The 13,585-nt window shown below is 43.9% G+C and carries 11 protein-coding genes; 5 read left to right on the top strand and 6 right to left on the bottom strand.

Going from position 1 to position 13,585, the window contains the following annotated elements; translation table 11 throughout:
• Positions 1 to 21: 21 nt before the first annotated feature.
• The 6 genes from AACU25_RS32530 to AACU25_RS32505 form a co-directional block, all read right to left on the bottom strand.
• Positions 22 to 1,476, bottom strand: a complete 1,455-nt coding sequence (locus AACU25_RS32530) for an efflux RND transporter periplasmic adaptor subunit (RefSeq protein WP_190445675.1) — start codon at positions 1,474 to 1,476, stop codon at positions 22 to 24.
• Positions 1,477 to 1,516: 40 nt separating this feature from the next.
• Positions 1,517 to 1,870: a rhodanese-like domain-containing protein gene (locus AACU25_RS32525; protein ID WP_096582782.1), complete on the bottom strand. Its 354-nt coding sequence runs from the start codon at positions 1,868 to 1,870 to the stop codon at positions 1,517 to 1,519.
• Between the two features lie 182 nt (positions 1,871 to 2,052).
• Positions 2,053 to 2,448, bottom strand: coding sequence for an SCP-2 sterol transfer family protein (locus AACU25_RS32520; protein ID WP_096582780.1), 396 nt, complete (start codon positions 2,446 to 2,448; stop codon positions 2,053 to 2,055).
• An 85-nt stretch (positions 2,449 to 2,533) separates the two neighbouring features.
• The gene (locus tag AACU25_RS32515; RefSeq protein WP_096582778.1) at positions 2,534 to 2,827 is read right to left on the bottom strand and encodes an ArsR/SmtB family transcription factor; all 294 of its coding nucleotides are present in this window, start codon (positions 2,825 to 2,827) and stop codon (positions 2,534 to 2,536) included.
• Positions 2,828 to 2,888: 61 nt separating this feature from the next.
• Entirely contained in the window at positions 2,889 to 3,134 is a 246-nt protein-coding gene (locus AACU25_RS32510) for a DUF4405 domain-containing protein (protein WP_339382093.1), read from the bottom strand.
• 78 nt (positions 3,135 to 3,212) lie between these two features.
• On the bottom strand, positions 3,213 to 4,520 hold the full coding sequence (locus tag AACU25_RS32505) for an NAD(P)/FAD-dependent oxidoreductase (protein WP_096582774.1): 1,308 nt from the start codon (positions 4,518 to 4,520) through the stop codon (positions 3,213 to 3,215).
• 325 nt (positions 4,521 to 4,845) lie between these two features.
• On the opposite strand from AACU25_RS32505, the gene AACU25_RS32500 reads away from it, so the two are divergent.
• From AACU25_RS32500 to AACU25_RS32480, 5 genes are all read left to right on the top strand, one after another.
• Positions 4,846 to 6,132: a glycosyltransferase family 2 protein gene (locus AACU25_RS32500; protein WP_096582772.1), complete on the top strand. Its 1,287-nt coding sequence runs from the start codon at positions 4,846 to 4,848 to the stop codon at positions 6,130 to 6,132.
• A 448-nt stretch (positions 6,133 to 6,580) separates the two neighbouring features.
• Positions 6,581 to 10,792: a chemotaxis protein CheB gene (locus tag AACU25_RS32495; RefSeq protein ID WP_096582770.1), complete on the top strand. Its 4,212-nt coding sequence runs from the start codon at positions 6,581 to 6,583 to the stop codon at positions 10,790 to 10,792.
• Between the two features lie 171 nt (positions 10,793 to 10,963).
• Positions 10,964 to 11,272, top strand: coding sequence for a GAF domain-containing protein (locus AACU25_RS32490; RefSeq protein ID WP_190445676.1), 309 nt, complete (start codon positions 10,964 to 10,966; stop codon positions 11,270 to 11,272).
• Positions 11,273 to 11,634: 362 nt separating this feature from the next.
• Positions 11,635 to 12,615 carry a hypothetical protein gene (locus AACU25_RS32485; protein WP_096582766.1) on the top strand — a complete coding sequence of 327 codons (981 nt, stop codon included), beginning with the start codon at positions 11,635 to 11,637 and terminating at the stop codon, positions 12,613 to 12,615.
• Between the two features lie 305 nt (positions 12,616 to 12,920).
• Positions 12,921 to 13,217: a hypothetical protein gene (locus AACU25_RS32480; protein ID WP_096582764.1), complete on the top strand. Its 297-nt coding sequence runs from the start codon at positions 12,921 to 12,923 to the stop codon at positions 13,215 to 13,217.
• The last annotated feature ends 368 nt before the right edge of the window (positions 13,218 to 13,585 follow it).

The following is a 13,585-nucleotide window of genomic DNA, read 5'->3' as shown; positions in this document are numbered from 1 at the left end:
CTTTGCGTGAGACAAAACTCTTTATTTATTAGCGATAACCTGCTGTCCATCACGCAGTTCTTCAACATTGCTAGTAATGATGCGATCGCCTGCTTCTAACCCGGAGACAATTTCTACTTTGTTATCTTGTACTTTCCCGGTTTTTACCCAGCGTAATTGAGCAATATTATTAGCAGCAATTACATATACTCCTTCTAATTGACCACGCTTAAACACAGCATTTTGCGGAATCATCATCACTGTGCGAGTTTCTCGCGGTAGTTCTAAGCGGCCGAACATTCCTGGCATTAATTTATAGGAATTATCTAAGGCTACCTTCACCGTAAAACTACGGGAATTTAAGTTAGCAGAAGGTACAATTTGCCGCACGTGACCAGTAACAGAACGGTTAACACTATCTAGCTGTACTGTCACTTCGTCTCCCAGTCTGACTAAAGTAATTAAGGATTCGGGGACTGCGACACTTAAACGTAGGCGGTTGGTGCTTTCTAATGTTACTATCGGCTGTCCTGGCCCCGCGATCGCACCAACTTCTGTATGTTTTTTGGTAATTACGCCTGCGAAGGGTGCGGTGACAGTGCCATAGTTTAAATTAGCGAGGGTTTGCTGTTGTCCGGCTTTGGCTTGTTGGACTTGGGAACGTGCTTGTTCTACCCCGCCTTGGGCTTGTTGAACTTGGGAACTGGCTTGTTGTACGCCTGCTTTAGCGCGATCAATACCGCGTTTAGCTTGATCGATACCCGCATTGGCTTGTTTAATCCGCGCTTGAATTAATGCTACCTGTGTATTCGCTTGATCCAACTGTGACTGACTAACTGCACCATCTTTTTGCAGCATTGTCATCCGGCGTTGATTTAACTGGGCATCAGCTAATTGTGCTGCTGCTTCTTGTAATTGTGCTTCGGCTTGTTGTTGTCCGGCCTCGGCTTGATTTAACTGTGCTTCTGCCTGAGTTTTACTAGCCATTGCTTGCATTTGCGCCGCCGCCGCGACTGTCACACCCGCTTGTGCTTGGGCGATGGCTGCTAATGCCTGATTCCCTTGGGCTTGGATATCTTTAACATCAATGATGGCTAAGACTTGACCGGCTTTGACTTGATCTCCTTCTACCACTGGGAGACTTTTAATTTGTCCTTGAATACGGCTGGTAGTGGTGACAGTCTCTACAGATTCGATAGTACCAGTGAGACTGCTGTCACCAGCTATAGATTCTTGAGCAGCCGTTGTAGTTTCCACCTCTAGAGGTTCAAGATGCACCGTTGCAGTTTCCGTAGATTCGGAAGGATGACGCAATAACCAGAACCAAGCCACACCCCCAAATGCGATGCCTGCGGCGAGCAAAGCTAACGCAAAAACAGTAATCAAAGCAATCATCCCCAGCCGCTTGGGTTTTTTGGGTTGTAGTTCTGGGGCTGGTTCTGGGGTAGTGTCTGTATGAGTTGGTTCCAAGTTGAGGGACGATTGATCGTTAAACATAAGATTGATTCTGCTCTTCTATAAATTCAGCATCAAATAGCTAGGGATTGTTTCCGCGTTGCAGAGGATAGCCTAACTGTTGCCATGTCATGATGCCGCCTTGTAAGTTGTAAACCTTACTGTAGCCTTGCTCTATTAACCAATTTGCGGTTGATAAACTGCGGTGTCCTGACAGGCAAGTGACTACTATGAGTTGGTCTTGAGGAATTTCCTTCAGGATACAGCTTTGACTGAGGTAACGTGCTCCGGGAATATGCCCAAGAACGTACTCCATCCAACTGCGAGCATCGATAATTACGAATTCTGCTTGCCGCGATCGCAGTTGTCTAGCGCTTAAGCTGAAAGGTTGAGTTTGAGTTTGATTTTGTTCGTTTTCTTTGAGAGTACGTTTCATGACAATTTTGGATTTTAGATTGGGAGTAATTTTCGGCGTTGCATAAATGCGGGATAATTTATCTCACGCAGAGACGCAGAGGCGCAGAGTTCATCTCATGAGCCATTCACGGCAGGTTTTGGCACAACCAAGCATGAAAATCTGTCTTTCTCATGCCCTATGCCCTATGCCCCATGCCCTTTTCATACCCTACCCATAACCGAGAAAGATTTGATAAATGGCCCTGCCATGCGTGGATCTTTAATCATGGCGAGATAATCTCCCACACGGAATTGCAGCTTACGCGACATATAAGCCATGCTCAAACCCATCATGTTTAAGCCCTTAGCTACCCACTGTTGCCAATGATCCTTGTCAGCACGCAGATCCCAGTTGAGTTTTTGCCCATTGTAAGCACTTGCTTCAATGACTTTTCCATCCACAATGGTGAGTACACCTCTAGGTTCTGATTCATCTTCAAAACCATAACCAATTACAGAATTGAAATGAATTTGATTGAGCGCATCTGCTAGTTCAGGTTCTTGATTCCATTTCTCTGCGTAAGCTTGCATCCATGCTTGGGAAAATAATTCTGTCATGTTTTTAACTCCAAGGGATTGGGTAATGGGTAATGGGTAATTGGTAATTGGGATAAACACCAAATGACAAATGACTAACGACAAATCACCTCATAACGTTGCGGAAAAGATTTTTGCACATGGCTAAAAGTTCGGTGTCGATCACACGGTAGTAGCGCCATGAACCCTCGCGGCGACAAGTTAAGACTCCTGCATCTTTCATCAGTTGTAGGTGTCTAGAAACGTTTCCTTGTTTAAGACCAGTGCGATCGCATATTTCCTGTACGGTCTGCTCTTGATTGCATAATGCCCCTAAAATCTGCAATCTTGTGGGTTCTGCAAGAACTTTAAAGCGGCGTGCTAGTAGTTCTAATTCATTCGGGTTGAGTGCAATTTCCATACATCTTTAATAAAGATTATTCCCATAAATTGTGACGATGATTCAAACTTTGTAAAACTCTTTAAGAAATTACAATATGAATCGTTGTGATACACAAAGCAATTACACTCATGAATAAATGAAGTTTGCCCCATTCATGTTTTAACAAACCGAAAAACCAAGCGACTCTATTCACACTGTTTCCTGTAGGGAGAAACCACAATAAAAAACCTGTCAAGAATGCCAAAGTCCAGCAAGTAATTAACGCTAAAATATCTACTAAGTGAAAGTAAATTTTTAGCTGACTATTGCGCTTGTCACTGTTCATTAGCTCACCTTTATTTGGTGCCTTCTGCATTGGTGCGTTGCGCTGCGCGACAACACACCCTACATCTCTAATTACGATTTAAAAATTCATTTTCACAGGTTGATGATTTTGTGTTATCTCCAATTCTTCAATTGGTTTAACTAGGGTTAAATTCATCATATTTAATCCCCAATGCTCGAACCAAGGAACTGCTAAACCCCAACGCATTTTAGCTAGGAAAAACTTCTCAAAAGCAGTCTTAGCCCAACTTACCCAAAGCCCTTCTTTAGCTATGGCTCTGCGTCTTTGTTTAGTAATTGGATCTGGTAAAACTTGGTCTGCTAAAAATGCAATTCCTGTGTCGCCAAAATCGGCTAAACAAAGTGCTTCTAAGGTGGGAGTTACCGAAGGTGCAGAAATTACCTTTAGTTGCACAGCAATATTATGAGCTACAGCTACTCCCATTGCTTCGGTCATTTGACCTGTTTTAGGTACACCAATAGGAATGGGAGTTTGTTCGGGTGGTTTGAGTTGGGTAATTACTCCAACACTATAAATTGAGGGAAACTGAGGATGTTGATAAGTGGGTAATACAGGTAAAAATCCCTTGGGATCGGTTAGAGAAGATGCTTCTCTTAAAAATCGCGGCCCTCGGAATGGCGGTAGCAGCATACTAAAAGCAAAGGGTAGAGAACGCCCATCTGATAGGTAAATTGTGTTTGGCCCAATATGGCTAATAGCGGTGTTCTCAAGTACTGTAATTTCCTTTTGTTTGAGTAATTTGGTTACCAATTCCGCAGAATTTGCCATCCCACCAATTCCCAAATGTCCAACATAGGGTTCTGGTGTGACGAAAGTAATGGGGGCGCGACTCCGTATCCCATACCGCCGCAACAGCCAATCTGTTAGCAATGCAAACTCGTAAGCTGGGCCAAAACAACTAGCGCCGGGTACAGCACCTACTACTATCGGCCCTGGCTTTTTGAGAAACTGTTTCCAGCATTCCGCGGCTTTGAGTGCATGTGGTGGATTACACACTGACTGCACATATCCTTGATCTAATCCAGGTATTGCGTCTAATGCTAACTCTGCACCTGTAGCAATCACTACATAGTCATAAGGAATTACAGTATCGTTGACAACAATTTGCTGTAATTCTGGCTGAATTTGGCTAACTCCTCCTAATATCCAATTTATTCCTCGATTTACTAGCAGATTTTCTACATCTAATTGAATACTCTCAAGTTCTTTAATATTCAAGCCTACCCAAGGTAAGGAAGGAATAAAAGTAAACTTAGGGGTATTGGAAATCAGTGTAATTTGATGCTCTTTTGGCAGTAGTCGTCGCAATTCGTAGGTAATGGGTAATCCCCCGATTCCAGCACCAATCACTACAATTCGAGCCATAAAATTCCCCCCGGTAACTATTTAATACAGCCAGAGTCAACCAGCTCCTCATACTAGTTACAAGGTTCACCTACTGATACCACCATAAGGCGGTTTGCGACTGACATCCTACAGCAGTTTTACCTTATAACTCTTATTATATGATATAACTATATAGTAATACAAGTCTTTGGTAAATTAAAATGATAAAAATCTTTACTGGGGATGGGTAATTGGTAATGGGTAATTGGTAAGTGTTATTTCCCCTTATCCCTCTGCTTTCCTTGCTCCTCAGCCAGTACTGAACACGTTAATATATATGCAAACTGAAGATAATTGCTAAACAGTGGGAAGAAGCATCTATCAGCCCAGGAAGGATATTCGCGCTCATCGCGATCGCCGTTTGCAGGCAACTCTAGTATTATTACTGGTGTGGGGTTTTGTCAGTTTGTGGCATTGGCTACCCCAAACGCAATGGTTGATGGTGGGGTTAACGGTAATTTTGGCTGTGCAAACTCTGCGAATGCTGATAGTTAAGCCTGCGCCTTTGGTAATTGAGAGTGATGCTGGTTTGCCACAGGTATCAATTTTAGTTCCGGCTAAAAATGAAAGTGCTGTCTTAACTGATTTAGTTTACAGTTTATATGAATTAAATTATCCGCGCGATCGCCTGGATATTTGGGTGATAGATGATGGTAGTACGGACGCTACACCCCAGATTTTACAGCAATTACAAGCTGAATTTCCGACGCTACAAGTTCATCAACGGGAATCAAAAGGTGGTAAATCGGGCGCTTTAAATGCAGTTTTTCCTTTGACGCGAGGAGAAATTATCTTAGTTTGTGATGCTGATGCGCTACTGCCTGCTAATTTTCTCATGGCAACTGTACCTGTATTTCAGAAACCTGGTGTTGGTGCTGTACAGGTGCGAAAAGCAATTATGAATGCAGAGACTAATTTCTTAACTCGTTGTCAGCAAATGGAGATGAATTGCGATAGTTTTTTGCAAACTCATCGCATTGCTGTTGGGGGAATGTCGGAACTGCGAGGTAATGGAATGTTAGTGCGGCGAGAATTGCTGCAAAGGTGTCAAGGTTGGAGTGAAGACACTGTTACTGATGATTTGGATCTCTGTTTTAAGTTGTATTTAGCAGGTACAGAAATTGAGTTTGTTACCTTTCCCACAATTCAAGAAGAAGCGGTGACAACTTGGAAAAACTTATGGCTGCAACATTGTCGCTGGGCGGAAGGTGGCTATCAGCGTTACCTTGATTATTTTCCCCAAATTTTAACTTTGGGCTGGGCTAAATCTATTGATTTACTCTTATTTTTTCTCTTACAATTTTTACTTCCTATTGGGCTGATACCTGATTTATTGTGGACAATCATCAAAAGCGATCGCCCAGTTTTGTTACCCCTACAAACCTTACTCAGCATTATTCTCACAGTAGCTTTTATAGCGGGGATTTACCAATATCAAAATTTAAAAGGATGGTCTTTACTTTGGGCAACTATCCAAGGTTCAATTTACATGGTGCATTGGATTCCGGCGATGATTGTGACCACATTCAAGTTATGTTTCCAAAAACCGCGATCACGTTGGATTAAAACTGAGCATCAGGGAAGAATTTAGCAAAGGCATCATAAATCTTGTAGAGACGCGATTCATCGCGTCTTCTTAATCGCGTCTTTGCAACGCTGCAAATTTCTGCCTAAAGAGGGAATCAATTAATTTATGTATTCAAGTAATATCTACTAAATGTACATAAACAATATTTTACATATATATCTAACTCATATTTGATTTATCAAAAAAATCAGTAGAGCCTGATTATTTATTTGCTGTTCTCTATTAAAAGTTACCTGCCTAGGCATATAATTTGAGAACTTAAATCGAATTGCTCGATTATCACTTGTAAGCTCAAATTCTGACTGGCTAGCTGCTCGGACTTATCTCTGATAAAGTGCAAACAATATCTGTTGTTGTGATTGCTCAAGACTAAAGCTCATTTTATCTGTGGGAAAAGTGGGCAAGCAAGCACTAACTTTATGTAACATCCAACCGTATCACTGCTCACATAATGAACTCTAAGCGGTCTGCTAAAAAATCTCTAGCTAATGCCCCGGCTACTCAATTATCGAATAATGAGCAGGAGAATAATCAAGATGAATTATTTCCGATTGTGGGGATGGGTGCTTCAGCGGGGGGATTGGAAGCTTTTACAGAATTGTTGAGCCATTTGTCCAATGATACCGGGATGGCATTTGTCATAGTGCAGCACTTGAGTCCTAATCAAAAAAGTTTGTTAAGCGAGATTCTCTCACGCTCAACCGAAATGCCTGTAGTAGAAGTCCAGAATGGCATGGTTGTGGAACCAAATCATGTGTATGTGATTCCGCCTAATGCCAAGATGACCATTTCTCAGGGAGTGCTGAACCTGACTCCCCGGGCCAAAACCTATGGGTTGTTTATGTCGGTGGATGCTTTCTTGATTTCCTTAGCAGAGGAACGGGGAAGTAAAGCAATTGGCGTAGTACTTTCAGGAAGCGATGGCGATGGCGCACGGGGACTAGAACATATCAAAGAAGCTGGTGGTATTACCTTTGCCCAGACTCAAGACTCGGCAAAAGTCACTGGGATGCCGAGTAATGCTGTAGCTTCGGGTAATGTAGATTTTATTCTCAGCCCACGAGAGATTGCTGAGGAACTGACAAAGTTGAGCCGTCATCCCTATATCAAGAGCCAGCAGCAAGCAGCAAAGGCTGAAGTCATCCCAGAAAGCAGCGATGCTATATCGACAATTTTTAGCTTGCTACGCTCTGCTACAGGGGTTGACTTTCACCAATACAAGCAAAATACGCTCAAGCGGCGCATTCTGCGGCGGATGATTTTATACAAACTGGAAAGATTGGAAGATTATGTCAGCTATCTTCTAGAAAATCCGACAGAAGTCATGGCGTTATATCAAGATGTGCTGATTACCGTCACTAGTTTTTTTCGCGATCCCGAATCTTTTGAAGCCTTAAAAACCAAAGTATTTCCTGTTATTACCCAAAATCGCACGCCAGATATACCTATCCGCATTTGGGTGGCGGGATGTTCCACTGGTCAAGAAGCTTACTCAATAGCGATTTGCTTGCTAGAGTTTTTGGCTGATCAGGTAATGAATACATCAATCCAAATTTTTGCTACAGATGTTAATGAAGCGGTCATTGAAATAGCGAGAATGGGCTTTTACAAGCCCAGCCAAGTCACAGAAGTTTCGCCAGAACGTCTACACCGCTTTTTTGTGCAGGTAGAAGGTGGCTACCAGATTAGTAAGCCAGTGCGGGAGTTGTGTATCTTCGCTCGGCAAAACCTGATTGCCGATCCGCCTTTTTCCCACCTGGATTTGATTACCTGTCGCAATGTGCTGATTTATTTGGGAACTCCTATCCAGAAGAAACTTCTACCCATCTTTCATTATGGTCTCAGACCCACTGGCTTCTTGATGTTAGGTACTTCAGAGACAGTAGGGGAGTTTGCTAATTTATTCACTTTAGTAGATAGAAAGTTCAAAATTTATAGCCGCAAAATGGCTCCGGCTCAGTTAGGTATAGATCTGATCGCCAGCAACTATCTTCTAAAACCAAATACCCAACGCTCACCAGTGAATGAGAATGATTGGGATGAGATGGAAATGCAGAGAACTGCTGACCAAATAGTGTTAAATCAGTATGCTCCGGTGGGTGTAGTGATTAACAAAGATTTAGAGATTGTGCAATTTCGCGGGCAGACTAGTTCCTATCTCCAACCCCCTGCAGGTAGGCCTAGCTTTAATTTGTTGAAGATGGCCAAAGAAGAACTGCGGCTAGAGTTACGCACCGCTATCCACCAAGCAAAACAGCGACAAACTTCAGTAACAAAAGAAGGTATTCAAATTATTGAGAACGGCCAAGCTAGGGTGGTGCAGGTTGATGTGGTGCCGTTTCAATCTGTCCGTGACGATGAAAGCTACTTTTTAGTAATGTTTGCAGATATGCCATCGGCAACAGCTATTTCCTCAGAGTCAGCTAGCGCTGGTAGTAAATCTCGGCGGGGAAAACAAGCTGCGGCTGAGAATGAGATTAACGCACTTAAGCAAGAGCTAGCAACTACTAAAGAATATCTGCAATCAATCATTGAGGAACAGCAAGCTACTAATCAAAACCTGAGAGCAGCTAATGAAGAAATTCTTTCTAGTAACGAAGAATTACAAAGCACAAATGAGGAATTAGAAACCGCTAAAGAAGAAATTCAGGCAACCAACGAAGAATTAAATACCATTAACGACGAACTGCAACGGCGCAATATTGAGTCAACTCAAGTTACCAACGATTTGCAGAATTTGCTCAGTAATATTAATATTCCCATTCTCATGTTAGGGGGTGATTTACGGATTCGGCGGTTTACTCCGGTGGCTGGCACAATTTTTAACTTAATTTCCACGGATATCGGGCGACCAATTAGTGATATTAATCACAACTTAAATATCTCCGATTTAGAGCAACAAATTTTAGAAGTTATTGGGAATCTCAACTTTAAAACCCAAGAATTACAAGACTCGGAAGGACACTGGTATGATTTGCGAATCAGACCCTATCGCACAATAGATGATAAAATTGACGGTGCTGTGGTGGTATTAGTTGACATTGACGGACTCAAACGCAGCACCGAGCAGCTCAGAGCATCCAGAGATTACGCCGAAGCAATTGTAGATACAGTGCGGGAATCGATTTTGGTGCTGGATTTAGACTTACGAGTAATTCGAGCTAATCGCTCTTTCTACGAAACCTTTGAAGTATTGCCCACAGAAACAGAACAGCGCTTGATATTTGAACTCGGCAATGGACAATGGAATATCCCGCGATTGAGATTGCTCTTAGATGATGTGATTCCCAGCAATGCCCCATTTCAAGATTTGGAAGTTGAGCATAACTTTGAATCTATTGGGCATAAAATCATGCGCCTCAATGCCCGCAGAATGCCGGAAATCGAGAATATGCAATTGATTTTGCTGGTAATTGAAGATATCACCCAACAAAAGCAACTCGAAGCAGAACGCGCTCAGTTGCTCACACAAGAACAATCAGCCCGGGCGGCGGCGGAAACAGCTAACCACGCCAAAGATGAGTTTTTATCAATTCTTTCTCACGAACTGCGTAATCCCCTCAATTCCTTACTGGGATGGGCACAACTACTCCAGCGGCCCAATCTCGAGCCAGGCATAATTAATCAAGGGCTAGAAGCAATTAACCGCAGTGCTACAGCTCAAGCCCAGCTCATAGAAGATTTGTTAGATATTTCACGCATCAGCGCCGGAAGGCTGCGCCTGGATGCAGAGCCTATCGAGCTTTTACCGATAATTACAGCCGCCATTGAAGTAGTTAGCTTCTCCGCTGCAGCCAAAAATATCTCTATTGAATCGCAGCTAGATTCCACACCCAGAAGCATCAACGGCGATCCCCATCGCTTACAGCAGGTAATGTGGAATTTGCTTTCTAACGCCATTAAATTCACCCCAAACGAGGGCAGAATTAATATCACCCTAAATTACACCGATTTCTCTGCTCAAATTCAAGTTAGCGACACAGGCAAAGGTATTAAACCCGACTTTCTGCCTTATATTTTCGAGCGCTTCCGGCAAGCTGATGGTAGCAGAAAACGCTCAAACCCTGGTTTAGGGCTAGGACTTTCCATAGTGCACCATTTAGTAGAACTCCACGGCGGTACAGTTGAAGCAGAAAGCCCTGGTGAAAACCAAGGTGCAACTTTTACAGTCAGGCTACCTTTGCAAACACAGCCCCCAGCAACTTCTCAGCCAGTGGCTACACAGTTAGCCCCTGTACCAAACGAGCCAGAAATCCCCATTGAGAATATTAGATCATTAGCAGGTGTGCGGGTTTTAGTTGTCGATGACGAAGCCGATATTCGCCAGTTATTTACCGTTACCCTGCAGCAGTACGGAGTAGAAGTAACAACCGTTGCATCCGCCCATGAAGCCCTATCCACCTTAATAGCCAACCCCAACAGCTACGATATTTTATTATCCGACATTGGTTTACCAGAACAAGACGGTTACGATTTAATTCGTCAAGTAAGAGCCTTAAGTCCTGAAGCTGGCGGACAAATTCCCGCCGCCGCCCTCACCGCCTACGCTGAAGATACTGAACGCACAGAAGCCCTAGCAGCCGGATTTCAAATGCACATTGCCAAACCCGTTGAACCGAGGCAGTTGGTGTTGATTGTTGCTTCGTTGGCGGGGAGGGATTAGGGACTGGGGAACTCGGGGCCCCCTCTGGGGATAAGGGGTAATGGGGACTAGGGATTGGGGACTATCGCTATGCATCGCACAGATATGGGCTACATTCATCTTTTTGATAGAGATACCTGCTAGCAGCAGATTGCAGTTCAACGCGGCTTTAATGCAACTGCCATCGATAACTTGCAAACAGTCAGTCTCGCAGCACATTCGCCTTGTATCAGCGCCTTGCGTTCTGGAGAAACTGTGATTATTGAAGATATCGAAACCGATGCCAATTTTGCACCTGGGCGTGCGATCGCTAAAGCCGCAGGATATCGCGCCGTCCAATCCACACCCCTAACCAGCCGCACAGGTAATTTAGTCGGCGTATTATCTACACATTTTTGCGAACCACGCCGATTTTTACCCTGGGAAATGAAGCTGCTTGATATGCACGCCCGTCATGCTGGTGATGTGATTGAATTGTTTCAAGCAGAGAAAGTTGGGTAATTTGTCATTGGGTAATTGGTAATTGGTCATTGGTAATTGGTAATTGGTAATAGGATGCGTAGGGTGTCTTGTCGCGTAGCGCAACGCACCGCCGATTGTTGATGGTAGCGTGTAAATTCGTAGAAAAGTTAATACCATTTTGAAAAAAGAACGCGACAGATGAGTAGGGGCACGGCACCAGTAAGATATTTGATATGCCAAAAGATTGAGGATGCCGTGCCCTTATAAAGAATTTATCTGTCGCAAACATTATTTGAATTGGTATGAGTTAGGTTTGTTTATGAATGAGCATTCATAGAGAAGGCGATCGCATTCACAACCAAGGTATACCCATAGGGGTACGGCACCAGTAAGATAATTTGATGTATCAAAAAGTTAGCGTCAACCCGAACCGGGAAACTATGGTATCACCAAACATACCCCACAACGCCTACACCGATGCACCAGAGCAACACCCTAACTTGATACTGGGTAGCCTGCAACTGCTATTTTGGCTATTCTTTCGTCCCGCAGCTTGGCGTAATCACCTCAAACGCATTGACTCAACGTTAGACACCGATATCTCTTTAATTACCTTTATAGGACAAGGAAGATGGCGGAATCTTGCTCTGTGGCGACTTTTTATTCAGGGATACATCATCTTACCTATCCTGGTTAACTTACTGCTGGGTTTGGTGCTGTGGGCATTAGGTACACCAACTGCAACTATATTTATTAGCGTACCGTTCGGCTTGGCGGTAGGCTTGGTAGTGGGCTTGGCGTTCGGCTTGGCGGTAGGTTTGGCGTTTGTCTTGGCATTCGGCTTGATGTTTGTCTTGGCATTTGGTTGGACTTTTGGCTTGGCGTTTGTTTTAGGGTTTGGCTTGGCGTTCGGCTTGACGTTTGGCTTGGCGTTCGGTTGGACTTTTGGTTTGGCGGTAGGCTGGGCGCAAGGCTTGGTGGCAGGCTTGACGTTTGGCTTGGCGGTAGGCTTGGCATTCGGCTTGGCGGTAGGCTTGGTGGGAGGCTTGGCGGTAGGCTTGACGTTCGGCTTGGCGGTAGGCTTGGGTTTAACTATTCACTCATGGCGACCTTTCTTATTCTTGCCATTTCTGACAGTATGGAATTATCGACTCTTCAGATTAGACAAAATACGTAATGCTAAAAGCCCTTGCTTATTTCGCTATCACTCTGCTTTCTGGGATGAGTGGCAGCGTTTACATCTGCCAGGCTTAGATGAGTATTTGCTTTTCGTTATCGAACATAACCCAGTTGAAGGAAAAGCAGCGCTGGAATACTTAACTACCAGTCATCAACGCTGGGCAGCACAAGCAGCACAAATTGAACTGAATGCACGACGTTGAGAAAGCTGTACAAATATGGAAGCTATCCGCCAGTCTCATCGCAGTCTGACATCTGCCGAACTAGATAGCCCAGTTAGCACTCTGCTAAATATTTTCAGTAAAATTCAGTGAGAATGTAGATGCTGCTCTGAATCAGAGAAGTTCTTACAGCCAGAGTCAAGTACTCACTGCTGTTGCAAGGTGAATATTCAAGCTATATCGTAACAGTTTCCTAATGCTGATCAGACTCTCAAGTTGCTGTTGCCAAGGGAGTTGATTGAGGAAGTTGGGCAAGATTATGGCTTTGGTATAGAGTTGATTCGCCGTTGGTTTACTCTGTAACAACTTGCGCGAAACACGGAAACGTTAAAGCTGAAGCTTCTACAGCTTGCGCGGAACACGGAAACGTTAAAGCTGAAGCTTCTACAGCTTGCGCGGAACACGGAAACGTTAAAGCTGAAGCTTCTACAGCTTGCGCGGAACACGGAAATGTTAAAGCTGAAGCTTCTACAGCTTGCGCGGAACACGGAAACGTTAAAGCTGAAGCTTCTACAGCTTGCGCGGAACACGGAAACGTTAAAGCTGAAGCTTCTACAGCTTTAACTGAAGTTTCTACAACTTAAGCAGAACCTGAAAATGTTGAGGCGCAAGTTACTACAGTAACGCACCGCCAACGATCAGCTAATACCAATTCAAATAATGTTGGCGACAGATAAATTCTTTGTAGGGGCACGGCATCCACAATCTTTTGGCATATCAAATATCTTACTGGTGCCGTGCCCTACCCATTTGTCGCGTTCTTTTTTCAAAACGGTACAATATCAAATAATGTTGGCGACCCATCAATATATTTTACAGGGCATGGCAGTTTTCAGTGGTGTCAACTTAACGTGAAACCCACTTGGTTGAAAGGTTTTGCCCTCACCCCCAGCCCCTCTCCCTCAGGGAGAGGGGAGCAAGAGATTCAATTCCCCTTCTCCCTGGGGGAGAA

Origin of the sequence: Tolypothrix tenuis PCC 7101, from assembly GCF_963874875.1 — a bacterium.
GTDB lineage: Bacteria > Cyanobacteriota > Cyanobacteriia > Cyanobacteriales > Nostocaceae > Aulosira > Aulosira tenue.
The sequence above is the reverse complement of the archived record's forward strand: the minus strand, read 5'-3'. Positions and strand labels throughout refer to the sequence as shown.

Coding starts and splice junctions, on each gene's coding strand:
- AACU25_RS32520 (WP_096582780.1), bottom strand. CDS start 2,448: ATGACAGAATTATTTTCCCAAGCATGGATGCAAGCTTACGCAGAGAAA.
- AACU25_RS32530 (WP_190445675.1), bottom strand. CDS start 1,476: ATGTTTAACGATCAATCGTCCCTCAACTTGGAACCAACTCATACAGAC.
- AACU25_RS32510 (WP_339382093.1), bottom strand. CDS start 3,134: ATGAACAGTGACAAGCGCAATAGTCAGCTAAAAATTTACTTTCACTTA.
- AACU25_RS32515 (WP_096582778.1), bottom strand. CDS start 2,827: ATGGAAATTGCACTCAACCCGAATGAATTAGAACTACTAGCACGCCGC.
- AACU25_RS32495 (WP_096582770.1), top strand. CDS start 6,581: ATGAACTCTAAGCGGTCTGCTAAAAAATCTCTAGCTAATGCCCCGGCT.
- AACU25_RS32525 (WP_096582782.1), bottom strand. CDS start 1,870: ATGAAACGTACTCTCAAAGAAAACGAACAAAATCAAACTCAAACTCAA.
- AACU25_RS32485 (WP_096582766.1), top strand. CDS start 11,635: ATGTATCAAAAAGTTAGCGTCAACCCGAACCGGGAAACTATGGTATCA.
- AACU25_RS32505 (WP_096582774.1), bottom strand. CDS start 4,520: ATGGCTCGAATTGTAGTGATTGGTGCTGGAATCGGGGGATTACCCATT.